Source organism: Laceyella sacchari (assembly GCF_024927925.1).
Lineage (GTDB): Bacteria > Bacillota > Bacilli > Thermoactinomycetales > Thermoactinomycetaceae > Laceyella > Laceyella sacchari.
Genome location: NZ_CP103866.1, coordinates 374,097 through 399,606 on the forward strand (window position 1 = coordinate 374,097; position 25,510 = coordinate 399,606).

The 25,510-nt window shown below is 49.0% G+C and carries 24 protein-coding genes and 1 pseudogene; 19 read left to right on the plus strand and 6 right to left on the minus strand.

Annotated features, from left to right (window positions below; genetic code table 11):
• Window positions 1–100: 100 nt before the first annotated feature.
• Both NYR52_RS02030 and NYR52_RS02035 read right to left on the minus strand, forming a co-directional pair.
• On the minus strand, window positions 101–313 hold the full coding sequence (locus tag NYR52_RS02030) for a hypothetical protein (protein ID WP_132223324.1): 213 nt from the start codon (window positions 311–313) through the stop codon (window positions 101–103).
• Between the two features lie 1,021 nt (window positions 314–1,334).
• Window positions 1,335–1,526: a YgaP family membrane protein gene (locus NYR52_RS02035; RefSeq protein ID WP_022735639.1), complete on the minus strand. Its 192-nt coding sequence runs from the start codon at window positions 1,524–1,526 to the stop codon at window positions 1,335–1,337.
• A 134-nt stretch (window positions 1,527–1,660) separates the two neighbouring features.
• Here NYR52_RS02035 and NYR52_RS02040 point away from each other — a divergent pair, with 134 nt between their 5' ends.
• On the plus strand, window positions 1,661–3,424 hold the full coding sequence (locus NYR52_RS02040) for an adenine deaminase C-terminal domain-containing protein (RefSeq protein ID WP_132223327.1): 1,764 nt from the start codon (window positions 1,661–1,663) through the stop codon (window positions 3,422–3,424).
• Window positions 3,425–3,565, plus strand: a pseudogene (locus tag NYR52_RS02045) (peptidase E); the annotation flags it as partial.
• A 77-nt stretch (window positions 3,566–3,642) separates the two neighbouring features.
• Here the strand turns inward: NYR52_RS02045 and NYR52_RS02050 are convergent.
• Window positions 3,643–4,482, minus strand: coding sequence for an ABC transporter ATP-binding protein (locus NYR52_RS02050; RefSeq protein WP_029071684.1), 840 nt, complete (start codon window positions 4,480–4,482; stop codon window positions 3,643–3,645).
• A 393-nt stretch (window positions 4,483–4,875) separates the two neighbouring features.
• On the opposite strand from NYR52_RS02050, the gene NYR52_RS02055 reads away from it, so the two are divergent.
• The 4 genes from NYR52_RS02055 (at window position 4,876) to NYR52_RS02070 (ending at window position 8,472) form a co-directional block, all read left to right on the plus strand.
• Window positions 4,876–6,213, plus strand: a complete 1,338-nt coding sequence (locus NYR52_RS02055) for an O-antigen ligase family protein (protein ID WP_246026968.1) — start codon at window positions 4,876–4,878, stop codon at window positions 6,211–6,213.
• A gap of 92 nt (window positions 6,214–6,305) precedes the next feature.
• Window positions 6,306–6,935: a 3D domain-containing protein gene (locus NYR52_RS02060; protein ID WP_132223330.1), complete on the plus strand. Its 630-nt coding sequence runs from the start codon at window positions 6,306–6,308 to the stop codon at window positions 6,933–6,935.
• 434 nt (window positions 6,936–7,369) lie between these two features.
• A complete protein-coding gene (locus NYR52_RS02065) occupies window positions 7,370–8,260 on the plus strand; it encodes a DNA-3-methyladenine glycosylase family protein (RefSeq protein ID WP_158283400.1) in 891 nt (296 codons plus the stop codon).
• A 62-nt stretch (window positions 8,261–8,322) separates the two neighbouring features.
• Window positions 8,323–8,472, plus strand: coding sequence for a hypothetical protein (locus NYR52_RS02070; protein ID WP_022735646.1), 150 nt, complete (start codon window positions 8,323–8,325; stop codon window positions 8,470–8,472).
• Between the two features lie 87 nt (window positions 8,473–8,559).
• Here NYR52_RS02070 and NYR52_RS02075 read toward each other — a convergent pair whose 3' ends face one another.
• Together NYR52_RS02075 and NYR52_RS02080 are read right to left on the minus strand one after the other, a co-directional pair.
• Window positions 8,560–9,501, minus strand: a complete 942-nt coding sequence (locus tag NYR52_RS02075) for a mechanosensitive ion channel family protein (RefSeq protein ID WP_132223337.1) — start codon at window positions 9,499–9,501, stop codon at window positions 8,560–8,562.
• Window positions 9,502–9,605: 104 nt separating this feature from the next.
• The gene (locus NYR52_RS02080) at window positions 9,606–10,589 is read right to left on the minus strand and encodes a metal-dependent hydrolase (protein ID WP_259436180.1); all 984 of its coding nucleotides are present in this window, start codon (window positions 10,587–10,589) and stop codon (window positions 9,606–9,608) included.
• Between the two features lie 359 nt (window positions 10,590–10,948).
• On the opposite strand from NYR52_RS02080, the gene NYR52_RS02085 reads away from it, so the two are divergent.
• The 3 genes from NYR52_RS02085 (at window position 10,949) to NYR52_RS02095 (ending at window position 14,454) form a co-directional block, all read left to right on the plus strand.
• Entirely contained in the window at window positions 10,949–11,290 is a 342-nt protein-coding gene (locus tag NYR52_RS02085) for a hypothetical protein (RefSeq protein ID WP_259436181.1), read from the plus strand.
• A 284-nt stretch (window positions 11,291–11,574) separates the two neighbouring features.
• Window positions 11,575–12,657 carry an A/G-specific adenine glycosylase gene (mutY, locus tag NYR52_RS02090; protein ID WP_259436182.1) on the plus strand — a complete coding sequence of 361 codons (1,083 nt, stop codon included), beginning with the start codon at window positions 11,575–11,577 and terminating at the stop codon, window positions 12,655–12,657.
• A gap of 84 nt (window positions 12,658–12,741) precedes the next feature.
• Window positions 12,742–14,454, plus strand: coding sequence for a VanW family protein (locus tag NYR52_RS02095; RefSeq protein ID WP_259436183.1), 1,713 nt, complete (start codon window positions 12,742–12,744; stop codon window positions 14,452–14,454).
• A gap of 62 nt (window positions 14,455–14,516) precedes the next feature.
• Here NYR52_RS02095 and yfhS read toward each other — a convergent pair whose 3' ends face one another.
• Window positions 14,517–14,723: a mother cell protein YfhS gene (gene yfhS / locus NYR52_RS02100; RefSeq protein WP_022735652.1), complete on the minus strand. Its 207-nt coding sequence runs from the start codon at window positions 14,721–14,723 to the stop codon at window positions 14,517–14,519.
• Between the two features lie 81 nt (window positions 14,724–14,804).
• Between yfhS and pabB the strand changes: the two genes are divergently transcribed.
• From pabB to NYR52_RS02150, 10 genes are all read left to right on the plus strand, one after another.
• A complete protein-coding gene (pabB, locus tag NYR52_RS02105; RefSeq protein ID WP_132223352.1) occupies window positions 14,805–16,247 on the plus strand; it encodes an aminodeoxychorismate synthase component I in 1,443 nt (480 codons plus the stop codon).
• 66 nt (window positions 16,248–16,313) lie between these two features.
• On the plus strand, window positions 16,314–17,273 hold the full coding sequence (uvsE, locus tag NYR52_RS02110; RefSeq protein ID WP_132223355.1) for a UV DNA damage repair endonuclease UvsE: 960 nt from the start codon (window positions 16,314–16,316) through the stop codon (window positions 17,271–17,273).
• A 99-nt stretch (window positions 17,274–17,372) separates the two neighbouring features.
• A complete protein-coding gene (locus tag NYR52_RS02115) occupies window positions 17,373–18,089 on the plus strand; it encodes a hypothetical protein (protein ID WP_132223358.1) in 717 nt (238 codons plus the stop codon).
• Window positions 18,090–18,185: 96 nt separating this feature from the next.
• Window positions 18,186–18,632: a GNAT family N-acetyltransferase gene (locus NYR52_RS02120; RefSeq protein ID WP_132223361.1), complete on the plus strand. Its 447-nt coding sequence runs from the start codon at window positions 18,186–18,188 to the stop codon at window positions 18,630–18,632.
• Window positions 18,633–19,354: 722 nt separating this feature from the next.
• The gene (proC, locus tag NYR52_RS02125; RefSeq protein ID WP_132223364.1) at window positions 19,355–20,182 is read left to right on the plus strand and encodes a pyrroline-5-carboxylate reductase; all 828 of its coding nucleotides are present in this window, start codon (window positions 19,355–19,357) and stop codon (window positions 20,180–20,182) included.
• A gap of 407 nt (window positions 20,183–20,589) precedes the next feature.
• Window positions 20,590–20,865, plus strand: a complete 276-nt coding sequence (locus NYR52_RS02130) for a hypothetical protein (RefSeq protein ID WP_259436184.1) — start codon at window positions 20,590–20,592, stop codon at window positions 20,863–20,865.
• A 64-nt stretch (window positions 20,866–20,929) separates the two neighbouring features.
• Window positions 20,930–21,454, plus strand: a complete 525-nt coding sequence (gene lepB, locus NYR52_RS02135) for a signal peptidase I (RefSeq protein ID WP_158283402.1) — start codon at window positions 20,930–20,932, stop codon at window positions 21,452–21,454.
• Window positions 21,455–21,673: 219 nt separating this feature from the next.
• Window positions 21,674–22,453 carry a GTP-sensing pleiotropic transcriptional regulator CodY gene (gene codY, locus NYR52_RS02140; RefSeq protein ID WP_022735660.1) on the plus strand — a complete coding sequence of 260 codons (780 nt, stop codon included), beginning with the start codon at window positions 21,674–21,676 and terminating at the stop codon, window positions 22,451–22,453.
• Window positions 22,454–22,974: 521 nt separating this feature from the next.
• Entirely contained in the window at window positions 22,975–24,783 is a 1,809-nt protein-coding gene (locus NYR52_RS02145) for an ABC transporter ATP-binding protein (RefSeq protein ID WP_259436185.1), read from the plus strand.
• A complete protein-coding gene (locus tag NYR52_RS02150) occupies window positions 24,776–25,177 on the plus strand; it encodes an ATP-binding protein (RefSeq protein ID WP_022735663.1) in 402 nt (133 codons plus the stop codon). Before NYR52_RS02145 ends, NYR52_RS02150 begins: the two co-directional genes overlap by 8 nt.
• Window positions 25,178–25,510: the final 333 nt, after the last annotated feature.

The following is a 25,510-nucleotide window of genomic DNA, read 5'->3' on the forward strand; positions in this document are numbered from 1 at the left end:
AAAAAGCCGATCACGGATGTGGTCGGCTTCTTTTGAAATAGCTTATAAAAAAACGAGCCTAGTCATCCTCTTGGGCTCGTTGTTCTTCATCGGTTTTGAGTCAACCGATTTTCGTTGTCTCTTTTTCACCTTGAATGCTGATGCCATTGACGGGGATTTTAAACCACCAACCACCTTGGGATTTCTTTGTTGGTTGGTACCCAGCTTTTTTCAAGGAACGAGCAACTGTCCAGCTAGCAGTGTAAACAGTAGCAAGGTTTGTGGATTCGTCAAATTGAATCACGGTTTCTTTTTCCATTTCGCTAAGAGACATTGCACTCACGCTCCTTAATGGTGTTGTGTCGTTCTTATGTGCCGATCATATGTTCGCATCCTCTTGCAATCATTTTATCATGATCCATTGCATTTGCCACTACTCTCTTCAGGAAAATCTGTAATTCTTTTTTCGACGCCATGTTACATGATGTCCTGCTTTTTTCGATAAAAAATGACGAATTTTGTATGCAAGATTGTTAATATTCGATTTTTGTCGATTCAATACGCTAACTTGAAGAGACGGTGTCTGATCTAATATGTTGCAGTTTGCGCTTGTTCAATCAATTGGGCTAAAATTTCATCTAGGGTATGACGAATCGTTGCAAGAAAAAGGTGAACAACTCTTTCAGTTAAGTAAATTTCTAAGTTTGATTCTAAGGCATAGACGAAATTTAATCAACAACCAACTGCACATTGCGGGTTGACAGATGGTCAATTGGCTTGAAGTTGTCACCTTTTGGCTCATTTTGCGTGCGGCCTTAGCCGTGAACGACGAACGGCGAATCGGGACCGGATCCCGCACCCCCTCCGACTAATTGGTTTCATGGCATCCGCCAGCGTAATACCTTTTGGCAGTGTTAAGCGCATCGGCGTGTATTGCCTTGTGCACCTATTTGACGTTATGAAACGGCCATCCGGGTGTGGGCATTGCATGAGGTTTCAACGGATGGCACGGGAGTGTTGTCTTTTGTCAGTGCTGGTTCATGATGTTTGGAGCACAAGTCCATTCCTCCACTGCGATTTGTGCGAAATATGGGAGGGAGGAGAAGACGGGTGTCGAAAGTAATCCAATAATCTGAAAATATCTTGATTTGAACCAACTTTCCACTTGGTATTCTTGGAAACTATTATACAAAAAAGTCTGAATATAGGCAAGGGATTTGTATTTGTTTTTTTATATTTTTATTCTACTTGTATATTGAATGCTTGTGTCAAGGCGCTTTGACAGGGAAATCGTTTTTTTTGCAAATAAATGGTCGTCGATCTCCCTGTGCGCAAACTTCGACAAGTGAGCGATTTTATGTTGTTCGTTTGTTTAACATATCCAACATCGGACAATAGCGAGTGATTCCTTCTGCCACTTTTAGCGCCGACATCAGCGCGATCATGTAGGGGAAGTTTCGCCGGCCCTTGACCACGCACCAAGTCAATCCGAGCAACCCGCAGGTGATGCGGATGATGGCGTCAACGGTGCCCACGTTTTGCTTCATCAACCGACTTCCTCCTTTCGCTTTTCCGTAGCTTGGGAGTTAGTTTGCTGCCTTGCCGATGTTTCTATACGACTGGGGATTGCCATGTTTTGACTGGATGAGTACGGATTTGCACATCAAAGGAGGTTATCATTGTGATTACTAGAACAATGGCTGAGCATCAAAACCTGTTGGATGTGGTGATGGGCCGCAAAGCCCCTTCTCGTATTATTCGCGGGGGTCAAATTCTCAATGTGCATACGGGAAGGCTGGAGGAGAAAGACATCGCCTTGGCCGGACGCTGGATTGCATATGTCGGGCCACTGGAAGGAAGCGGGCTGTTATTGGAGGGAGTGGGTTGCGAAGATGATGTGTCAGGCTGCGTGTTGGTTCCGGGGTATATAGAACCGCACGCTCATCCATGCCAGATCTATCATCCGTTGACGTTGGCATCTCATGTTGTTCAGCGCGGGACGACGACGATGGTTTGTGATACGCTTCCCTTCTTCATGCAATTAGAAGCGTTTGAATTGTTGACTCTGTTTGATGGATTGCAATCTTTGCCGGTAAAACTCTTGTGGTGGGGACGGCTCGATTCGCAAACCCACCTGAGTGAGGCGGAATCGGCAAAGCTGTTCTCCATGGAGCGGATGCAATCGATCTTGCGTTCACCTCATGTTGCACAAGCGGGGGAGCTGTCGGATTGGATGGCGCTGTTGGCCGGGGACAAAGAGAAAAACGCATGTCTGCTTGATGCTTGGGGTCGGGGTAAGCGTATCGAAGGACATGCTCCGGGTGCTTCATTCCGTACGCTTTCCCGCTTAGCCGCGTTGGGGGTAACAGGCGATCATGAAAGCATCACCCCTGAGGAGGTTTGGCGCCGGCTGGAATTAGGATACATGGTTACTTTGCGCCACAGTTCCATTCGGCCTGACTTGCCTGAATTGCTGGCGGGATTGTTGGCGCATGGCGATGTTCCTTGGCACCGGTTGATGATGACGACGGATGGAGCTACCCCGCCTTATTTGGCTGAAGGGTTTACTGATTATCTGCTAAAGTTGGCCTTGGAGCAAGGGGTTGATCCTGTGCAAGCGTACAGAATGGTCACTGTCAACCCGGCTGTGTATTACCGTCTGGACGAACGGTTGGGCAGTATCTCCCCGGGACGCTTGGCGGATATCAATGTGCTCTCCTCTTTGGATGCGCCGACACCGATCAAGGTGTTAAATGAAGGGAAGTGGGTGGATTCGTCATCGCCGCTGGGAGATGAACCACCAGTGCTTCCAGCGGGTTACCGTGCATGGGGAGGACGGTTTCAGTTGACGCCGGATGAGTGGCGGGTTCCGCATACAGAAGAGGGGACGGTTCCTGTCATAAACTTGCTTAATGCCGTGATAACCAAATTAACGATGGAGGCAGCCCCTTCTCCTGTCGACTCCCGCTTGGTTCCTGAAGAGGACGACCGGTTAGCGGTATTCTTGGTTGATCGTAATGGAAATTGGAAGACGGGCGCCTATTTACGCGGGTTTGCGCAAGGAATTGACGGACTTGCTTCCAGCTACACCTGCACGCACGACCTGCTGGTGATCGGCCAGGATGCCGAAGCGATGGCGCGGGCAGCCAATAATGTGTTAGAGCAAAACGGGGGCATTTATTGGCTGCAAGGGGGAGAAGAGCGGTTTCATTTGCCATTGCCCATTTTGGGGACGATGAGCGATCTCGACTTGGAAGAGCTGATCCCACGCTGCCAAGCCTTGGCGGAACGGCTTCAGGAGGCCGGCTATACCCACCTCGACCCCATCTACACTATGCAATTCCTCACATCTACCCATCTGCCCCAAGTGCGTTTAACGAACGCGGGCGTGATGAGTGTGAAGAAAAATAAAATCATTACTCCCCCGCTTGGAAGGAAGGAGTAAATGCGGCGCGCAAGGCAGATTATCGCCATGGGCGGAGGCAGGTTCTGCATGGAGCCGAGAAATCCTTTGTTTGACCGTTATGTTTTGGCGCAAGCGAGCGGTGATTCCCGCCCCTATATCCATCGTTTTAAACGTTTCTTTTTGGGAAATGGAGGAGACTCCGCCAGTTAACGGAGTCTAACTGCTTGGGAAGCTGTGGGTAGCGTGTTTTAGGCGGATTAATTAGTCAGTGCCAAGGAGGGGGGAGCGGACAAATCCCTGCCTTTGCCGTACGGAATACAGTGGGGGGTGCCGGCGATCGGGTCAGTCATCACTTTGCACCGCAAATGGAAGACGTCTTGCACCAATTTTTCTGTTACAATTTGTTCAGGCGCCCCTTGCGCATAAACCTGTTTATTCTGTACGGCGATCATGTGGTGTGCATAACGGCAAGAAAGATTGAGGTCGTGCAACACCATGACGATGGTTCGATTCTCTTTTTCGTTCAATTCATACAGCAAGTCGAGGATTTCAATTTGATGGGTCAAATCCAGATATGTGGTTGGTTCATCCAACAAGATGATGTCCGTATCTTGCGCTAGCGTCATCGCGATCCAAGCGCGTTGGCGTTGTCCACCAGACAGGTCATCCACCGAACGATGGGCGAGGGATGTGAGTTGTGTCTTCTCAAGCGCCCAGTTTACTTTGGCTTCATCTTCTTTTGACCATTGGCGGGCCCATGATTGATACGGGTAGCGTCCCTGCTTGACCAATTGATGGACGGTTAGCCCTTCCGGTGCTTCAGGGCCTTGTGGCAGAATGGCCAGTTGTTTGGCGACCTCTCTGGTGGATAACATGTGAATCTCTTTTCCGTTTAAGAGGATGTGTCCGGCCCGTGGTTTGAGTAGCCGTGCCAACGAACGGAGCAAAGTGGATTTGCCGCAACCATTGCTGCCGACAAGCACGGTGATTTTGCCGTGGGGAATGGTGAGATCCAGATCGTTGATGATGATGGATGAACCGTAAGACAGTGTTAAATTTTGGGTTTTTAATCCTTGAGACAAGAGGATCGCCTCCATTTCAAAAAATAGCCGAAACCGTGCAGATATTTCTGTTTCCATTCTATGAGAATGTTTTTCAATCGTCAATGAAAATGAAATTTCTTTTCAATTAAAGGGCATTTCCCATCTTCACAATTTGACCCCTGTCGGCGCATTGGTTATATTAGACTCTATGGTAGGGTGATACAGGCTTCGTATTTTGTCCCAGTACCCCTGCCTTTTCTATGGGCATTTCCTTTTTTTGTAGAAAAAAGAGGGAAAGAAAAAGGATGGAATCGAATTTGAATAAAATAGGTTTACCTTTCCCCACGCCCAAGGAATAAGAAGGATGGAGCGGAGAACAATAGGGTGAGGTTGGGGTTTCAACGGGGTGAAAACTTCTGAACAAGGGAGTTTATACTTTTGAAGGTGATGAATAGAACGACAATAAACGGATTGATGATGGGGTTGTTTTTATCCATTGTTTTGTCCACGTACTTGCCGCCGGTCATGCTGGCGGTCGTGGGGATATTGATGGTGTTCGTCTACCGGGACAGGTGGACGGCGAATGAATGGCCAGAGAAAGCGTTCCTTGGCTTTATCATTCTCTCCTGCATCAGTTGGGTTTACAATCCATCTTGGTTTTATTGGGTTCCGATTGGCATCATTCCCATTGCCATGTTTGGCCTTTATTATTCTCTATCATTGTGGGTTCGTCATGTTGTGAAATGGTCTTGGCCAGAGGTGCAACGGGCGTACTTGTTTTTCTGGTTGGCCGGTCTATATGTGGCCTTGATTGTCATCATCCAACAGATTGATTGGCATGTGATCAACAATTCGTTGGGGCCACTGATGGATTTTTATCGTGAACATCGGTGGGAATCGGAGCATTCGGTGCGGAGTGTAGGTACATCGGGGAATTCCAACTTGGCTGCGGCGTTGTTGATTTGTTTTGCCCTCATGAGCATTTATGCAATGTCCGTACTAAAGAAGCCGTGGCAAAAAGTTGGTGCTTTTGCAGTGTTTATCCTGTATTGCGCGGCAATATGGTGCACCGGATCGCGCGGAGCATGGGTGGGCTTGGTGATCGGCATGATCGTCCAACTGTGGATGACGGGGCATCGCAAACGGACGGTATCCATCACATTGGCTATCCTGTTATTTGTCTATTTGTGTCCACAATTTATCCCCCGAAAAGAATCTCTTTACGCCACGATTGAAGTCCGTCTAAAAGTATGGTCAACCGCGCTTGAGATTTTCAAGGAAAATTGGTTGTTTGGTGTTTTGCCCCTGCATTTTGGGCAGTTGTTTGCAAAAATAGCTGGATTTTACGTATGGCATGCCCATAATATCTTCTTGGGGATAGCCAGTGAATATGGGATCATGGGGTTGGGCCTGTTTTTAATCCTTATTTTCATGACGATTCGCCGGGCCCGCCGCTGGCGCAAACAAGCCAATCAAAAAGAAGAAAAGCGGTTGGCGGGGATGTTGCTTTCTTTGGTTATCGCCTTGCTGGGCCACGGCATGTATGATTATCCGATCATCGCTCCTCAAGTCGGGTTGATGTTCATGTTGAGCGTAATCATGATTCATACTCAATATGAACGCCGTTGCCTGTGCAAGCCAGTTTGGGATGAAGGAAGCAAAGCACAGGTGTCCGAATGGGCGATGCTGAAAAAGGTGATTACCGCCGCGGTGGTGTGGTTAAAAAGCGGCCCCTTGAGGGTGTTGATCAATTTGGCCTCAGGGGGTTATCGAAAGCGGGCTTAACAGCCTGCTTTTTTTGTATAAAACCGAAGGGTTCCGTCCACACTGGATACCAACTCTAGCAATCTATGAAAGCGAGAGGGGTATCGTGACGTATGCAAAAGTCTTTTAAAGTGACTAGCGGGTTGACCTTGTGCTTGCTCATGGCCGTGTTGCCGTGGATGGCAGGGCCACAAGTAGAAGCTGCCAATTCGTTCATCGAAGTCACAGTCAAACGGGGTGACACACTGACCAAATTGGCGAAAAAACATGGGGTGGAGGTTGCCGCCATTCAACGCGCCAATCGCTTGGCGAACCCGGATTTGATTCGAATTGGCCAAGTGTTGCGCATTCCGGAGACACCTCCCACGATGTCTGAACGTCCACAAAATGAAGATAAGGCCCCTGTCCCAGACATGCCGGTGTTAAAGCGGGGCCAAGGGTTAGGTTCATTTATGATCACCGCTTACACAGCGGGACCTGAGTCAACAGGCAAACATGTAGGCGAGCCTGGATACGGGATTACTTCCAGCGGCCAACCCGTCAATGAAGGTGTGACAATTGCGGTGGACCCGGAAGTCATCCCGATCGGCTCACGTGTATACATTGAAGGGATTGGTTACCGGATCGCGCAGGATACCGGTTCTAAGATCAAAGGCAAGCGGATTGATTTATATATGAACAGCGTGGCTGAAGCGCGAGCGTTTGGCGTCAAGCGGAATGTCCGTGTCGAATTGGTTGAGTAAAATGGAAGGCCTGACTAGACGTGTCTGATGAATAGGCCAGCGGCTTCAAAACCATTTTCTCATTCGCTTTACGCGGTACTAGGCGCTCCTCGAGAAAAGGTTTTTTCCTACCAACTTGATTTGCCAGACACATCCTGGTCAATCGATGAAGCAACTTCAGCGTCCGCTGTGGATTTGGTGTATAGCCTGGAGCTGTCCAGGCTGTTATTTATGAGAAAATTATAGCGTGCTTCTCCCAGTTGGAAAGGGGCGTGTTCTGAACAATAAGTGACGATGATTTTGAAATCATGTGAAAATGGTAAAATGGATGAGGCACATGCAAAGGTCTGGATGTAGGTTGGGCTGAGTTGTGATGGCAAATGCTGTGCATATCGGATAAACGAATTTACAGCACTGTGGTGGGTCCGATTCAGTGTGGAAAGGGGTTATTCCTAATGCAATTCCAATTGCCATTGATCTATCCCTATTCTTACGAACTGACCACCAAGCGGTTGCGCACGTTTGAGAAAACTAGTTTCGTAGCAGACGGGGATAAGTTGTCCCGCACCATGCACGGCTCGTGCGGCCCGCTCCTGTGCACGGTAGGGCCGCTTGTCGGGGAAAAAGCGTTACAGGTAGAAATCGAGGGGAATCTGGCTGAAGGAGAAGCGGAGGAAATAAAGCGTAAGGTGGCCCGGATGTTCAGCACCCAAGTCGATTTGACGCCGTTTTACGAGCAGATGAGGGAGCATCCTGCCTTGGCTCCCGTTATCGCCGAACGGGAAGGGTTGCACTTTGTGTTGGAGCCCAGCCTGTATGAGTGCGTGGTCAAAACGATTATCGGCCAGCAGCTCAATGTCTCTTTTGCGGCGACGCTGATTCAGCGGTTTCAGGAACTGGCCGGCAGCAAAGCGGTGTTCCGGGGGCGGGAGTGGGTGTTGTTTCCGACGCCGGAACAAGTGGCCCGCTTGGAATATGAGGAGTTGCAAGCGTTGCAATTTAATCGGCGCAAAGCAGAATATATCATTGATTTTTCTCGCAAAGTGGTAAATGGGGAATTGTCGTTGGACGCTTTGTGGTCCCTCAGTGATGAAGAGGTTTTGCACACCTTGTTGCCGATTAGGGGAGTCGGGCGGTGGACGGTAGAATGCGTTTTGTTGTTCGGGTTGGGGCGGCCCGATTTGTTACCGGCGGCAGATATCGGTTTGCGCAATGCGTTGAAACGCGTTTACGGCCTCGATCAGCAACCGGGGGAAGAAGAAGTGCGGCAATGGGGGGAAAGCTGGGCACCTTATCGGAGTTATGTGACATTTTATTTGTGGGATTCGTTGGATAATGTGAAATAGGGTTGTACAAAATGTGTTAGAATCATCATGAATGAATGCAGATGAAAAGGAGGCGCTCCCGGTTGGCTAAGAAGAGAGTCAAAGAAAAACGGGTTGCCGCGGTGGATGAGCATGGCGTGCTGATGCGCGATCTCAAATCCACGGCCTTGTGGATCATTATCTCTATGGGTGTTGTCGCGGTTCTGGCGCTCATGGAGCGGACAATCTTTTAATGCACATTTGAAAACCCCGGTCGTTTATTTGACCGGGGTTTTGTCGTGTCAATCATTGCCGCCTGTCCCGATCAAGCCGGGAGAAGGTCATCTATTCACTTTGGCGGGGACTTGCGCCTGCATTTGCTGTTCAGGGTTGTAGATCACGCTACGCGGATAGGCGATCGAAATCCCTTGCTGATGAAGGCTGATCACCGCTTCTTTGCGCATTTCCCGCTCAAGGGACCAGTGTTGTTCTGGTTCGCTCAGCGCAGTGACGGTAAATTCCACCCCGGTCTGGTCAATACGCGTGATGCCCATGATCTCGGGTGGTTGGATCAGATGGGACGCGTAGCGCTCGGCGATGGTACTGCACATTTTCTCCAAGGCCTGGTTAACCACGGTCAAATCTGATTCATATGGCACTGTGACTGTCACAATGGCCCGCATCTGATCGCGGTTGTAGTTGGTTACCTGCGTGATGTTTCCATTGGCGATGTAATGAAGACGTTGGTTGAATTCGCGGACTTTGGTCACCCTTAAGCCCACTTCTTCGACTCTGCCGCTGATCTGGCCGTTGATCTCCACGAAATCCCCGACTTCCAATTGGCTTTCGAAAATGAGGAAAAATCCGGTGATGATGTCGCGCACCAGATTTTGGGCACCGAACCCGATGGCCAAGCCCAGGATTCCGGCACCCGCCAACACCGGCAGGGGATCAAAGCCGAGATTGATTAAAATTGTCAAAGCGGACATGAAATAGATGCCGTACCGCGCGATCGATTTGATCAGTTTGCGCAAGGTATCAGCTTTTTTGCTCTCAATGCGGCTTAATTCAAACACCTTGTCGATCAGTCGATCGATAAAGCGCAAAGCAACGATCGTAAGTACGATGATAAGTGTGATTTCCCCAACAGGCAACAGAATGTATTGCACAGGATCTTCAATGATTTTGGTGAACAGGGTTTTCGTCTCTGCGGCGAGGTTGCTCACAGTTGAGACTTTTTGCTCCAAGGCTGTTGAGGTTGCTTGTTCCCAAATCAAAAGCATTGCACCTCCGATGATGTTATGCCAAGGTTTAGGGCGCGCTTTATTTTCCACCGTTCCTTCCGGCAAAGGGGGGCGGCAAACCGCCCCGGCCCGTCGGACACGCCTCAACTAGACTGCAAGGATTGTTTAACTTTTTTGTCTAACTGCTCTTGATTGATCCATCCCACAAAAGAGTAAATAATGTTATACTCGTGGTCAAGCAAAGCGACGGCCAAGAAAGGAAAATGTTTTTTGGAGTGGTAACGAACATCCAGCCATCTCACTTCATACCCATAAGCGCGTTTGCGAACTTCGGGATAGCCATATGAAGTGAAATCCAAAAAGGCTTTGATTGGTTCCGCTTTTTTCGAATGGAGGGTCGCCGGATGCTGTAATCCTTTGGTGGAGATCCTGCCGATCCATAATAATTGTTGGTTGCGGATTTCCCCCAGATGGACTTCTTCTGCAAATTCAGCGATCACTTTCCAGTGAAACCAATTACCGGTGGGAATCAACGTGTAGCGCCCGTTGCGGTTGCGATCACGCTGAACAGCAAGGGTCAATCTTCGGCGGATCCATATCCGGATGGCAATATAGACCGCGATCGCTACATAGATAGTGAGAAAGTGAAAACCGACTTGGTTTGGAAACAGCCACCACAGAAGAAAACCGATCAAGTGGATGGCAAAGATGAAGGGGTCGAAAATAGCCAATGTGTGAAAAGCGATCCACTTATTTGTGAAAGGCCGCCCTGCTTGTGTGCCGTATGAGTTGAACAGGTCGATAAATATATGGATGAAGACAGCCAGAAATGTCCACCACCACAGGTGAACCATATCGGCGTTGGGCCAAAATAAATGCAGGCCGGCGGTGATGAAGCTGGGCCAGATGGACAGCATCGGGAGCGAGTGGCTGAAGCCGCGATGCTGGCGAATGTAGGTGGCATTGCCTCGGAAGCGAAAGATCGTGTCGGAGTCAGGCATTTGCGAGCCGATGACAGTCCCCAAGAGAACCGCTTGCGAGGTGTCTGGATTGGCGCCGATGGCGGGATCGAGGTGGGCCAAGCCAAAGAGGCCGATACCCATGACAAAGTGCGTGACCGTATCCATTCACCATCCCCCTTTTAGAAAATGGATTGACATGCTGTCGTCGGGAACAGCAACCCTTTCTCATTGAAAAAGGTTGCGGCTTGCATCCTTGACGGGTTGATCAAGAAGCGATGGGAACGGATGGAGCCAGGTACCATGCCATTCCTTTTGACATGCCCGGTTCAATTGCTTTGGTTCGGTTCCCGCTTGATAGGCTGTTCCCGGTAATGAAGCTTTCACCTCGGGTTGTTGGCTGGAAAACCGTTTGGTGCGCAATGGCTGGGCATGGTGGATCGTCAGTATGACTGACAGAGACTTCTACAAAAGTCTAACAGATTTTACGAATCAATGGGTGAAAACTTCCTTGAAAAGGAGTGAAGATGATGTATATCGTTTTTGTCGAATATGCCGTTGATAATCAAGCCATGGATGAAGTGACTCAAGCGTTGAGCATGCTGTGTGAAGAGATCAAGGACCAGATGCCAATTGTGTCATACCACGGAGGGGAAAGTTGTGATCAGCCGGGCCTCATTGTTGAAATGATCCAAGTGCCATCATGGGAACAGGCCAATCATGTCAAGCGCATGCGCACTGCACTGGAACATGGCTGGGGCCATGCGATGGACCCTTGGATTAAAGGTGGACGCGGCAAAGTTCGCTCGTGGATTTTCCGCCTGTTTGATGATCGTTCGCTTTCCGCATCTCCCCGTCAAGACATCTAACCCCAGCGGTTGGCATTTTCAAAATGGACTGCCTCTTCATGCGACGGAGGCGGGGCTTTTCGCTGTTGGAAGCTCATTCATATCAATTTCATCCCTGTCTCCTGTCGCCCGTTTCTCCTTTTCTTTTCGATAAGCCCATTATCATGAGCAATGTTTAAAATCTGTCTATATCCTTTGGTTGGAATAACAGTGTATGATGTATATAACCAATCTTTTAAATAAGAGATTGACGCTTACACTTCCTTAGACTTTGCCGGTGAACAAGTATTAAGGAGGCAAAGGTATTGGCAAAAAAAGATGTTTTCACCATAGATGGGGAAGTGGTTCAGATTATTGGGCGGGAGCTTCTTGATTGGTACAACCGCAATCGGAGAGATCTGCCATGGAGGAAAGATCAGGATCCATATAAGATATGGGTTTCTGAAATCATGCTCCAACAAACTCGTGTCGATACAGTTATCCCCTATTTTCAGCGTTTTATTGAACAGTTCCCGACGCTGGACGATTTGGCTGAAGCACCGGAAGAGCAGGTGATCAAAGCCTGGGAAGGGTTGGGGTATTACTCGCGCGTGAAAAATTTGCATGCGGCGGTGAAGGAAGTATCCGCCCATTATGGAAGCCGTGTGCCCGATGATCTGGAGACCATTTCCAAGCTGAAGGGTATTGGCCCTTATACTGCCGGTGCCGTGTTGAGCATCGCTTACAATAAAAAAGCGGCGGCGGTAGACGGCAATGTCATGCGCGTCTTCTCTCGCTTGTTTGTATTGACTGACGATATCGCGCTGGCTTCTACCCGCAAAAAAATGGAGCACATTGCTTTGCAACTGATTCCAGAAGATGCTCCCGGCGACTTCAACCAAGCTTTGATGGAGTTGGGAGCGCTTATTTGTACGCCGTCTTCGCCACAATGTCTATTCTGCCCTCTGCAGTCTGTCTGTAATGCATATGCAGAGGGAATTGAGGAAGAACTGCCGCGCAAGAAGAAAGCCAAACCGCCTAAGCGAATGGACATGGTGATGTTATGGTTGACGCAGGATGAGCGAGCCTTGGTTGAGAAACGGCCGGATGAAGGACTGCTTGCGGGTATGTGGGGCTTGCCCACCATTCACTTAGCCGAAGCGAAGGATTCCTTAGATGAAGCCCGCCGGTATTGTGACAAAAATGGTCTGGACGTTACGAATGTAACGATAGTGGGGAAGTTTGAGCACATCTTTAGCCATCAGCATTGGAAGGTGACTGTGTTACGCGGAGATGTGAAGCGAGCAGATGATTCCACATCCTCAGCGCTTACATGGATGTCAGCCCAACAAATCAAAGATAAACCTTTTTCAAACGTTTACCGTAAAGCATTGCAATTATTCATATGATTTCCAAATGAATGGGCAACCGTTTGGCGCCTCAAAACGATGTTTCTTATATTGATTTACACATCAGATAGGGAGAGAGTGTCTGTGGAAGGTAAAAAACCGATCGAAGAGCAGTTGCCTGAGGGAAAGAAGGACGCGGCAGAAGAATTGCAATCGCCGGCAGGTCAAGAAAGTGACAAGCGAAAAGCCGCATCTCCCGAATGTGATGCGGAAGTGAAACAAGCGACACCGAAGGATGCCGAGATAGAGCAAAAACCCGAGGTGACAGGGGACGAAACTGCTTTCCAACCCGCCGCCAAAGATGAGGCAAAACCGGCAGAAGACAAAGAGATTGACCGCGACCGTGCCTTTGACACGATGGAGCTTAAGATTTTTGGCCAGTGGGACACGGAGAACAAGGCAACGCCGATATTGGAGCTAAATCAGGAAAGTGCACCAGAGGCACAAGAAATAAAGCCCGATCAACCGGAGGAAACGACCCAAGCGGTGACGGTGGAGGAGCCCATGCAACCAGCAAAGGAAGGGAAGCCGGAAAACGACGCTCCGGTAGCGGAAGCACCCAAGGTCGAAACCGCTCCTAAGCAAGAACCGCATACCCTGGCGTCCGTGAAGGTGGACTTCAGTGAGGAAATCGCCAATCTGGAGAAAGAAGAGTCGCAAAAGGTCGAAGATAAGCGCCAACCTGAACCCGCTTCAGCCGATGCAGCTGCCGCTGTGTCGGATGACACAGGCGTGTTCAAATCGGTGAAGCGCGAAATCCGCACCACACCACGACCCAAGAAATTGTTGGTAATGGGTATCGTTTCCTCGATGGTGATTGCCGGAGTAGTTGGGTTTAGCGCTTTTGCCTACGAACAGCAGACTTCTGCAGGAACCAATCATCCCAAAGCGGAACAGCCGGTTCAAAAGCCCAATTACTTTGAATTAACCTTGGATGGGCAATCGTTTAAGCTTGATTTGAACACCATTGGCTATGACGGCGAAAATGAAAACACGATCGATCAGCATCAATTGCGGACGTGGCTGGACTCGGTGCAGAAAAAAGTAAATGTGGAGCCGAAAAACGCCAAAGCTAGCCGGTTTGGGGGCAAGATCACCCCAGAGCAAGACGGGCGCAAGGTTGATGTGAAAAAGGTGGAAGAGTGGTTAAAGAATCTGAAACCTTTGATTAACAAGCCGCAGCCTATTCCGATGGTCACCCTTAAACCGCTGGTGACAACACAGGACATTAAAAATGTCGACAAAAAACTGATCGGCAAATATGGGACGAAGTTTGATCCCGGAAATGTGAACCGGACGACCAACATGCGACTCGCTTCCCAAGCGATCAGCGGCATTATCCTCATGCCTGGTGAGAAGTTCTCCTTCAACCAAGTCGTCGGTGAACGCACCACGGCGCGCGGCTACAAAACCGCTGGCGTCATCGTAAAGGGCGAATTCACAGAAGGGATCGGGGGCGGCATTTGTCAAGTGTCATCCACCTTGTACAACAGCGTGGATGAGGCGGGCTTGAAAATGTTGCAAGTGAACCATCACAGTGCGGAAGTCACCTATGTGCCTAAAGGCCGGGATGCGACCGTTTCTTGGGGCGGACCTGATTTCAAATTCAGAAACAATCTCAACAAACCTGTGATGATCAAGATCAAAATGGCCGGCCCTTATCTGACCGTTTACACTTACACGGCACCGGGAGCGAAGGTAACCAAGAAGAAAGTGCAAGCTCCCCCGGAAACATTTACCCAAGTGAAAGTAAACCCGACCCAACAGACCGAACCATCGTCTAAAACGGGAAACTGATCGCCCTTTTTACTGTGCTTTAATGTGAAACACCCGGTCAATCCGGGTGTTTTTTCATGCGTTCAAGCGAGAGGGTCTTCCGGCTGAATCGCGGCCAGACCTCCGCGTTGCTCGATTTCCCTGATTAGATCATGGTGTAGGCTGGTTCCTTGGACGTTCATCAACGGGGACAATTGGGACATCACGAAATGATGGTAGGTCAATTCTTCCATCGTCCATTGCGACAACGGAACCATGCTTAATTCGTCAAACGTTCTACCATAATACACAAGGTATCACCTCCCGCTTAGTATGGGAGGGAAAACGCAAAACATACGCAGAAGGCTGTGCAGAAAGGCGTGTGAAATGAAATGAACTGGCTGATGGAAGAAATTCCTTTTTCGATTGATTTGGAACAAGTCTTCACAAAAATGTATCGAGATGAGCCATATGCGTTTTGGCTGGACAGTTCCCGCTTCATTGAGGGACTGAGTCGTTATTCCATGATGGGGGGGCGCCCGCGCCAAATCCTTTCCACTGTGGATGGACTAACCGAATGGCGTCATGCCGAGGGAGAAGAACGGTTTAGCGAGGAGTCACCTTTTGCCACGTTGCGGCGCGTCTTGGAGCAACAAAGCGCCCCTAAAATGGATTGCCCCTTCCCTTTTGTCGGTGGTTGGGTTGGGTATGTGGGTTATGAGTGCAATCGCTATGTGGAGCGAGTGCCCATTCATCGAAATGATCCCACTCAAGCGCCTGAGATGTTTTGGATGTTTGTCGACCAGGTGCTTATATACGATCATCTGGAGAAAAAAGCAGTGGTTAGTCTCCTGTATGAAGGGGATCCAGTTGTGGCCAAGCGCAGGGTGACAGCATGGATTGCCAAATTGCGCAAAATAATGCAGGAGCCGTTTCACTCCCCAACCGTACCCGAAATGACCAAGGGTGGGCAAATGGGAGCGTTTCACAGTGCAGTTACACCGGAGGAATATCGTGAACGGATTCGGAAGATCAAGGAGTATATTGGGCGCGGTGAAATATATCAAGCCTGTTATACCTATCAATGGGAAACGGATTTTTCAGGAGATCCATACTACCTTTACACCATCTTGCGCAGGGTTAATCCCGCTCCGTTTTCTGCTTATTTACGTTTGGGGGAGTGGGCGGTAGTCTCTTCATCGCCGGAGCGCTTCTTGCGAATGGATGAGCACCGAGTTGTGGAAAGCAGGCCGATCAAAGGAACCCGTCCCCGTGCCAAGGATATGGAAGAAGACAGAAAGTTGGTTCGTGATCTAGCAACCCATCCCAAAGACCGCGCCGAAAATGTGATGATCGTCGATTTGGTGCGCAATGACTTAGGGCGCGTCTGTGAGACAGGTTCGGTTTGCGTCCCCAAGTTGCTACAAGTGGAGTCGTATGCCACCGTGCATCAGCTGGTGTCTACCGTTGAGGGCATCTTGCCGGATGGACGTTCGCCCGTGGATGTGATTGAAGCCGCTTTTCCTGGCGGTTCAATGACGGGGGCGCCCAAAATCAGAGCCATGGAAATCTTGTTTGAATTGGAAATGGGAGCACGCGGCATTTACTCCGGAGGGCTTGGCTATCTGGATGCGCGGGGCACATTTGATCTGAGCATGGTGATCCGAACCATCGTATGTCATCAAGGGAAGGCTTTTTTTCATGTGGGCGGGGGCATCGTCGCCGATTCCGATCCAGATGGCGAATACCAAGAGACATTGGACAAAGCGTTGGCGCTGAAAAAAGCATTATCTTTGGCGAACGCCACAAAAACGGTTGCCACCCATCCCGGTTAAGGCCTGTTTCACGTCCCGGCGCGTGGCAAAAGGGCAGAAGGGACATACTATGATGGGTGATAACAAATGATTGTGCGATTTGGCTTTGTGGCCATGAGTAGTCAGGTGCCAAACGCTTCACCTTCCAAAACCATGACGGTGAAGGCATTTCAGCAGATAGGGCAGCCGCAATTGGCAATGAAGAAAATCATTCGGATCGCCAAAGAAAATCTTGCTAACACGAAGCGGATTTTGTATCACGCCTTGGCGCATGACATCAAGTTTTACCGATTTTCGTCCCGCTTGATTCCGCTGGCAGGACATGCATTGGTCGGAGGACGGGATTTTGTTCGGGTGCTGTTGCCGGAGTTGAAAGAGATCGGGCAGTTGGTGCAGGATTATCAGATGCGGGTCGGATTTCATCCTGAACACTACACCGTCCTCAACACACCAAACAATGAGGTGTTTGCCGCTTCATACAAGGATTTGATCCGCCATGTTAAGATGCTGGCGGCAATGGGTTTACATAGCGGGCACAAATGCAACATCCATGTGGGGGGAGTGTACGGAAACAAGGAGGATTCAATGGAGCGGTTTCTCAGTAACTTTAAGCGACTGGATGCTCGGATCCAAGCGCACCTCTGTTTGGAGAATGATGACACGACTTACACGGCGGCAGAGACGCTGCAACTCGCTGAAACAGCGGGTGTGCCCATGGTGCTGGACCTTCACCACCACCGTCTCAACCATCATGGGGAAAAAGCAGAAGACTTGTGGCCGAGGATTGCGGCCACTTGGGCCAAAGAGCCATTTCCTCCCAAGATCCACATTTCCAGCCCCAAAAGTGAGACGGATGCACGAGGACATGCTGATTATGTGGAAGTAGATGATTTGTATCCTTTTCTGAAGGCTATCGCACCTTACACGGATCAGGTGGATGTCATGATCGAAGCAAAACAGAAAGATGGAGCCCTGTTTGAGTTGATGGAACAATTAAGGCAAAAAGAGGGCGTTTCCGTGATGAATCAAGCCACGATACGAATCTAAAAAATGAAAAAATTTAGGGTGAAATGATTAAACGTTCGTAGGTGTAGGTTAAAATAAAAAAGAGGATGGGCCTTGGTAGGGGTGAGGAGGGGGGAATACATGGCAGGGCGACTCCCACAGATGAATAGCGTGCTGGCGGCAACTTCCCAAAACACAAGGTGCATGTGGTTTGCTTGGGTGTTGAGAAGTTCGGCCTGCTTGCATGGTCTGGCAGGGTTCTTCATGTTGTTTGTGCTGGTACACGTACTGCGGGGCGATTGGCTCATGCGCACCCAGTTTGTGGTGCAAAATGAATGGCTAGTGACGGTCTCTTGGTCCAGTATGCTGTTGTCCAGCTTGGGTTTGGTTTGCTCTTTCGGCATTTTGACTTTCGCGTTGAACAAACAATTTCGCTTTATTCTGCATTGGGCTTGGTTGATTCAGTTGATCGGCAGTTCGGCACTTGCGCTCCATTATGTGATTCAGATGGTGTTGTATCCTGCATTGATGAAGTATTTTGTTCACATGCCGACCTTCGCGTTGTTAAGCCATATCAATAAGTGGGACGACTTGCTCTTGCACCTTGCCACCGTGTTTGCCCCATCATGTTTGGCGATTGGCGGGTTGATCTATACCGCTGCCATGTTTTACACCCCAGGCTTTTCCCGTTGGTTGAGTTGGTGGTTTCTGTTGGTATGGAGTCTGCTTTTAGCTGGCTCGGTTGTCGTTCACTGGTCATTGTCGACATTTTCAGTCTTATTGGGTTTGACTTTGGTTTGTTATGTTCCCTGGCTGTGGAAGGCGGCCAAAGAGCTGATGCTGTCTTGCTCTAGATAATCCTTCCATCATGGCTCGGATTGAAAAGGAAATCAATCTTGAGTTACAATAGAAAAGCCAAAAAGATGTATAATTCCCCATTGGAGGAGAAACTTTATGCGCCTACGGTCTTTTCAACTTGCCGATGCCCATGACGTCTCTCAAATCTGGCAAATGACCGCATCTCATGAACAAGAAAAAGACACGTTGCAAGTGTTGACTGAGCAATTGGGTTATGACCGAGATTTGGTCATCGTAGCGGAAGCGCCGAATGGAAGAGTAGTAGGGGCCATAGTGGGCACCATCGATGGTCATACGGGATTCTTTTATTGCTTGGCGGTTCATCCCGATTACCAAAAGCGCAAAGTCGGTACCATGTTGGTGCGCGAATTGGAGCAACGCTTTCTGCAAAAAGGTGTTAAAAGGATTTGGATCACGGTGGATGAAGGAACGGAAAAGTTATTTCCATTTTACCAGCACCTTGGTTACACCAATGGCTGTTCTACACGTTTGGAAAAGGAACTTTACGCTTTTTCATCCTGTTCACATGGACAAACGGGTTAAGCTTTTCTTTTTTTATTGTAGTAAGGGAATGAAATACATGTGTTGTCTGCCTACAAGCATAGGCAGATTTTTTTTGGATCCAAACCCTTTCACATTTTAATGATACCTATATAGGATTAAGAATACTACACTTTGAATGCGCTTTCAATTTAAAATTCATTAAACATCCGATTTTTTATTTTATATGAAACCGTATCTGTATTGTAAATTAGCCCATTTTCGCCTTTGATGGATTAAAGAGGATATAAAATTTTACTGCAGGGCTGAATGGATTCATCGATAAAAATGAAGAGGTCATGTGTGCAAAGAGAAGACAAACGAAGAATCGATTTTGCATGGATTATCCGCAGGATTGCATGATTATTCGAGAGCAGATAGGCCGAGTTTTTGCTTGACTTTCAGCGGTTCATTTCGCATAATATTAAAAAATTACTTCGGTTAAACGCGATGACGAGGACCAGTAGAGCAGATCCGGCTGCACAGAGAGCGAGGCCCACCGGTTGAAAGGCCTTGCCAGTCCGGTTGTTCGAACCCATCCTCCGATGCTGCCGGTGAAGAGCCGGATCGGGAGCCATCCCGTTATCAGGATGCGATGTGAATCGCAGGAGTTGGGCGCATTCATGGAAGCCGTGCGCCAACAAAGGTGGTACCGCGGAAGAACAACCCTCTTTCGTCCTTTGGGGACATAAGAGGGTTGTTTATTTTTTTAAGGAGGGGTTGAGATGTTAAAAAAATGTGCAATCGGGTTTATTGGAGCGGGAGCGATGGCAGAGGCGATTTTGGAGGGACTGCTTAAACGACGTGAAATTACCAGCAACCAAGTTTCCATGGTTAATCGCGGTGACCGTGATCGTATGACAACGTTGGTGAAGCGATACGGATTGGAGGTGGCGAAGCAAACCATAGATCATGTGGCACTTGCGGACGTTGTGATCTTGGCGGTGAAGCCAAAAGATGCGGAGGAGGCGCTCACCTTTTGGCAGAATCGCCTTCGCCCGGGGCAGTTGGTGATCTCGGTTGTTGCCGGAATCACGACACAAACCATTGAGGAATTTGTTCAAAACGGAGTGGCTGTCGTCAGAGCCATGCCGAACACTTCCTGTGCGGTGGGCCTGTCCGCCACTGCCCTTTGTGGGGGGCGAGCGGTGACTGAACAGCAATTCGCCATGGCTGAGCGCATATTTATGAGTGTCGGTTCCGTGGTGCGGGTGGATGAAAGCGCCATGGATGCTGTCACCGGCTTATCCGGGAGCGGACCGGCTTATATTTACTACATGGCCGAAGCTCTCCAAACGGCGGGGATGCATGCTGGCTTGCCGGCTGAAACAGCCCGTCAACTGACGGTGCAAACCTTATTGGGGGCAGCCCACATGTTGATGGAAAGCGGCAAAGAAGCCGAGCAGTTGCGCCGTGAAGTCACTTCACCGGGTGGAACGACGATGGCGGGGTTAGAAGTGTTGCGCCGATTTGATGTGGCTGAAGCGATGAAGATGGCGGTATTGCGGGCGAAAGAGCGCGCCGGAGAAATGGGGAAGCGTGGCGGATGTTGACCGTGTGCGACGAGGATATGTATGGTAAATTATGCGAATGAGGAACGCCTGTCACGCGTGAAGTGAATAGGACCCAATTCTATCCTGCACATAATTGTCACAAAAAACCGGGCAATGATCCCGGTTTTCTTTTTCTTTTCGGTGCGGATTGTGATACCTTTAGAAAAACGATGTTAGCCCTCTATGATAAATTCTGAGTTTTGGGTGTTTTATCTTTTTCTTTTTTTGGAAATAAAGGAAAATAGGAGTGCAAAACTGTGGGTCAAACCACACGCATGTTGGTGATGCCATTGTGTGAAGCGTGATGGCGCGGGAGTCCGATGGAAAAGTTAGGTAAAAATCCGTCATTTTGCCGAAAGTTGTCCCACGCATACTTGCCAACTATCATACAGAAGTGGTAGAAAAAAATGGGGATGTGTGGAAGACGTCTGGATCAGCAGTTTGTCACTTTTCCAAACTTGATTGGTTCCATGCGGTTGGGCGGGAGCGTCACTGTCCCTGACACGCTGCGTGCGATGCATAATCGCGATTGGAACCGAAAGGGTCGCTTCCGCGGGCTGGTGGAGGGCAGCTTTCTCAACGGCCCACGCATCATGATCCTGCAACAAGTGTGGAACAGGTGGCCAGAGCGAAGGAACATTCGAAAAATGCAGTTCATCGCCGTGCGGAACCATTTACTCTAGCATTCGCTCCATATGGTGTCACCACTACCTGACTCTTCAGATGATGGTTGATGGAGTGAATGAAATGTTGCAAGTGAGACGGCTATACAGTTGGGCGATGGTGTTAATATATGCCTGCCTATTTGCTTGGACCGTCAATCACTACGGAATTGCGCTCTCCGTGGTGAGCGGAACGTCCATGCAGCCGACTTTGCACGATGGGGATCATTTGTTGATCAACAAATTCCAATTTTTATTGGAAAAGCCGACGGTTGGTGACGTCATCACCTTCCGTGATCCGTCCGACCCAGATCGGTATCTGGTGAAACGAGTGATTGGGGAGCCGGGAGACATCATTGAGATACGCGACGGCCTTTTGTACCGCAACGGGAAACGGGTGCAAGAACCGTATATCGATAGCATGATCGAAGATGGGGATTTTGGCCCGGTCAAGGTAAAGCAAGAAACCGTATTTGTCATGGGGGACAACCGTCACCGCTATGCGTCTAGAGACAGCCGGTACAGCGGCGTGGGGATGGTTCCCTATGCCTTGATTGATGGAAAAGTGGAATTGATTTTGTGGCGCCCTTCATTGGCTGTATCGCTGTAATCCCAAGCTGAAGGGAATAATTTAAAATAGGTATAAAAGTCAAAAATTGTTCACAAAAATCAAATTGCGTTCCAAATGAAATGACGCATAATAGGTAAGTGTTGTTATGCTTTTCCTAACGAATCCCTAACAAGATCGTCCTGGAGCCCAATCGGACGTTAATGTGGACGGCTCAATAAACATACAAAGTGTATCAAAATTTCTAGGAGGCATTTAGCAATGGATCTGTTAACGAAAACACGCCGCATCTCGAAAATTCTTCAAAGAAACGTAGGGCATCACTTGGTAGATTTTGATGAAGTCGCTCAAGCCTTGTGTGACATCATCGGCGCAAACACCTTCATCGTCAGCCCGGAAGGGAAAATGCTGGGTTTGGCCATCAACCATGAGGTAGAAAGCGAACGGATTACGCAATACATCAAAACCCGCGAATTCCCAACCGATTATGCTAGACTGCTGATGGAAGTAGACAAAACGATGCCGAACGTGGGTGTCGATAGCCCTTACACCGCTTACCCAACGGAAATGAGCGACTTTTTCCGCCAAGGGTACACCACTTTGGTACCCATTATCGGTGGCGGGGATCACTTGGGCACATTGGTGCTGTCCCGCCTGAACACGGAGTTTGGCGAAGATGATCTCATTCTGGGTGAATACGGCGCGACGGTCGTCGGGATGGAAATCCTGCGCGAACGTGCCGGGAAAGTGGAAGAGGAAGCACGCAGCCGTGCGGTGGTGCAATTGGCTATCAACTCCCTTTCCTTCAGTGAGTTGGAAGCAGCTGAGCACATCTTCAATGAATTGGATGGTCTGGAAGGGCTTCTGGTTGCGAGCAAAATCGCCGATCGCGTGGGTATTACCCGTTCGGTGATCGTAAACGCTCTGCGTAAATTGGAATCGGCTGGTGTCGTGGAATCCCGCTCTTTGGGGATGAAAGGTACCTATATCAAAATTCTTAACCCCAAATTGCTCCCGGCGCTGGAAAAAGCCCGTCACTAAAAGAAAGGCCCGAGCTCAATATAGAGCTTTGGGCCTTCTTTTTTGAATGAAAATTCAGGAATGTTGCGGTATAATGTGAGTAATTGCAGGGAAAGGGAAAGCGTCTTCAGGCCGTTTATATGGTCTGAAGACGAGGGGGAATCAAGCGACGGAATGAACCAAAAGAGATAGGGCGGATGGGGATCGCGATGTTGTGGATCGCGCTGTCCGTTGTGCTCGCATGTAAAAGCATTGGCGGTCCAGCCGGTCACAAAAGTCATTATTGGTGATGTTTTTTGCATCGCTTACGAAGATGGATGGACAAGCACATTTCATGCGGCGGAAGATATTCATACGTCTTTTTACACTAAAAAGAAGCGAAGGCATTGTTTGTCGATTTGTCACAAAATGGTCAATGACCTTGCGCGACACGGACAAGTTCATGCAGAGGAGTAGGCATTCCCGCCATTGTTCACATGCACGACCATTCCTTTGTTATAATGAGTACCGTGTCCATGTTCATTGTGCGGGAGTTGAATCAGATGGAGAGTATGCGGCGCTATCTCCGGTTTGTCAAGCCATACTGGAAAGAGATTGCGCTTACCATGGTGATCGGGATGATCAAGTTCGGCATCCCGTTGTTGATGCCGTTGCTTTTGAAATATGTGGTGGATGATCTGCTGCTTTCTCATTTGTCCGATCAAGACAAGTTGGAAAAACTCGCCTGGGTCATCGCCGGGGCCTTCTTTTTGTTTACCGTTGTGCGTGTGCCGGTGGAATATTATCGGCAATATTTTGCCCAGTGGACGGCGAGCAGGGTGTTGTACGACATCCGCAATCAACTGTTTGACCATATTCAAAAACTTTCATTGCGGTATTACCAAAACCAAAAATTGGGCCAAATTATATCACGCGTGATCAATGATGTGGAGCAGACCAAAGAGTTTGTGATCACGGGAATGATGAATATCTGGCTCGATTCGGCGACCCTTTTGATCGCGATCGGGATGATGCTGTACATGGATCCCTTGATGACACTGATCTCCCTCGTCATTTTTCCGTTTTATGGGGTAGCCGTAAAGTATTTTTTCCAGAATTTGCGCCGGTTTACAAAAGAGCGTTCCCAAGCGCTGGCGGACTTGCAAGGCCATTTGCATGAGCGGCTCCAAGGCGTTTCTGTGATTCGAGCTTTTCATTTGGAAGAATACGAACAGGGGCAGTTTGAAAAAAGGAACAGGCATTTTCTCGACAAGGCGATGACGCATACGAAATGGGTGGCCAAAACGTTTGCTTCCATCAACACCTTGACGGATTTGGCACCGATTGTCGTGATCGCGCTGTCCGCTTATTTTGTGGTTCAAGGAACGATGACGATTGGTGAAATGACCGCTTTTTATGGATATATGGGGCTGATTTATAATCCGATTCGGCGCCTAGTCAATTCATCAACCACATTGACACAAGCTTTCGCCTCGATGGACCGTGTATTTGAATTCATGGATGAACCATATGAAATCACGGATCAACCGGGAGCAAAACCGATCTCCAGGGTGAAGGGGAGAATTGAGTTTCGCGGGGTGCGGTTTCGATATCACAAAGAGCAGGATTGGATCTTGGATGGGATCGATTTGACGATCGAACCAGGACAGACAGTGGCGCTTGTCGGGCCAAGTGGGGGTGGAAAATCCTCCCTCATCTCGCTCATTCCTCGGTTTTATGATACCGCTGAGGGCGAGATTCTAATTGACGGCCACAATATTCGCGATGTCACTTTAAAAAGTTTGCGGGGGCAAATAGGGTTGGTGTTGCAGGAGAACATATTGTTTAGTGGTTCCGTCGCTGAAAACATCCGCATGGGCAACATCAACGCCACGGAGGAGGAAATTCGGGCCGCCGCCCGCGCCGCCAATGCCCATGAATTTATAGAAGGGTTGCCGGAAGGGTACCAGACAGAGATTGGCGAACGAGGTGTGAAGTTGTCTGGGGGGCAAAAACAGCGGATCGCCTTGGCAAGGGTCTTTTTAAAAAATCCTGCCATACTGATTCTAGACGAAGCGACATCGGCTCTTGATTTACAATCTGAACACCTTGTGCAGGAGTCGCTCGATCGACTGGTGAAAGACCGAACAACCATCATTGTGGCTCATCGCCTCTCAACCATTACCCACGCCGACCAAATTCTGGTTGTCGATCAAGGGCGTGTGGTTGAACGAGGGACGCATGAAGAACTACTGAGAGAAAACGGCCTCTATGCCCAGCTGTTCAATGTACAGCATTTGGGAAACAAACCGGAGGAGAATGGCAATGCAGAACAGGACGTAAGCGGTTTGATGGAGGGAAAACATGCGTAAAACATTCCAGATCAATTATGAGTGGGATATTGTGCACATTCGTAGCGAAGTACGAGAAATGGCACGTGAAATGGGTTTTGATGAATTGGATCAAGCGCGCATCGTCCAATCGGTTTCGGAGCTGGCGCGCAATGTGATTCAATATGCCGACCATGGTAATATTTGGGTTGAGGCTGTAGAAGAGGAAGAGCGACGGGGAATCAAGGTGCAGGTGCAGGACGCGGGGCCCGGCATCGCCAACTTCGATGAAATCACCAAAGGGAAGAAGCAAACCTTCGGTGAGACATCGGGGTTGCAACATGTGGGCATGCTGATGGATGAAATGAAGCAGATTCCCGTAGATTCAGGCACTTGTGTGGAAGTGATCAAATGGCTGAATACATGTAAGCATTAAAATGAAAAATAGATGTATCCAGGCTGCTTTCTTTGATGGAGAGCAGCTTTTTTCACCAAATGGACTGGCTTAACTTGGATGGATATGAAAAAAATGGGTCGAAATCGGCAGTGAAGGGCGGGTTTCTCTCCCGTTTGACGGCTTCTCAAAAATTGTTCACATATATGTCAACTTTCTACCGGGAGCTTCGATTAGACTATTGAATAAGGAAGTTTGTGAAGAGAATCGCAAGAAGAAGGCAATAATACTGGTAAATATTGATTTGTTGCCTTCAACGCGTTGTTACCCACGCTTGCATCCCACTTTGCGATCAACTAAAATGATGATGGTATT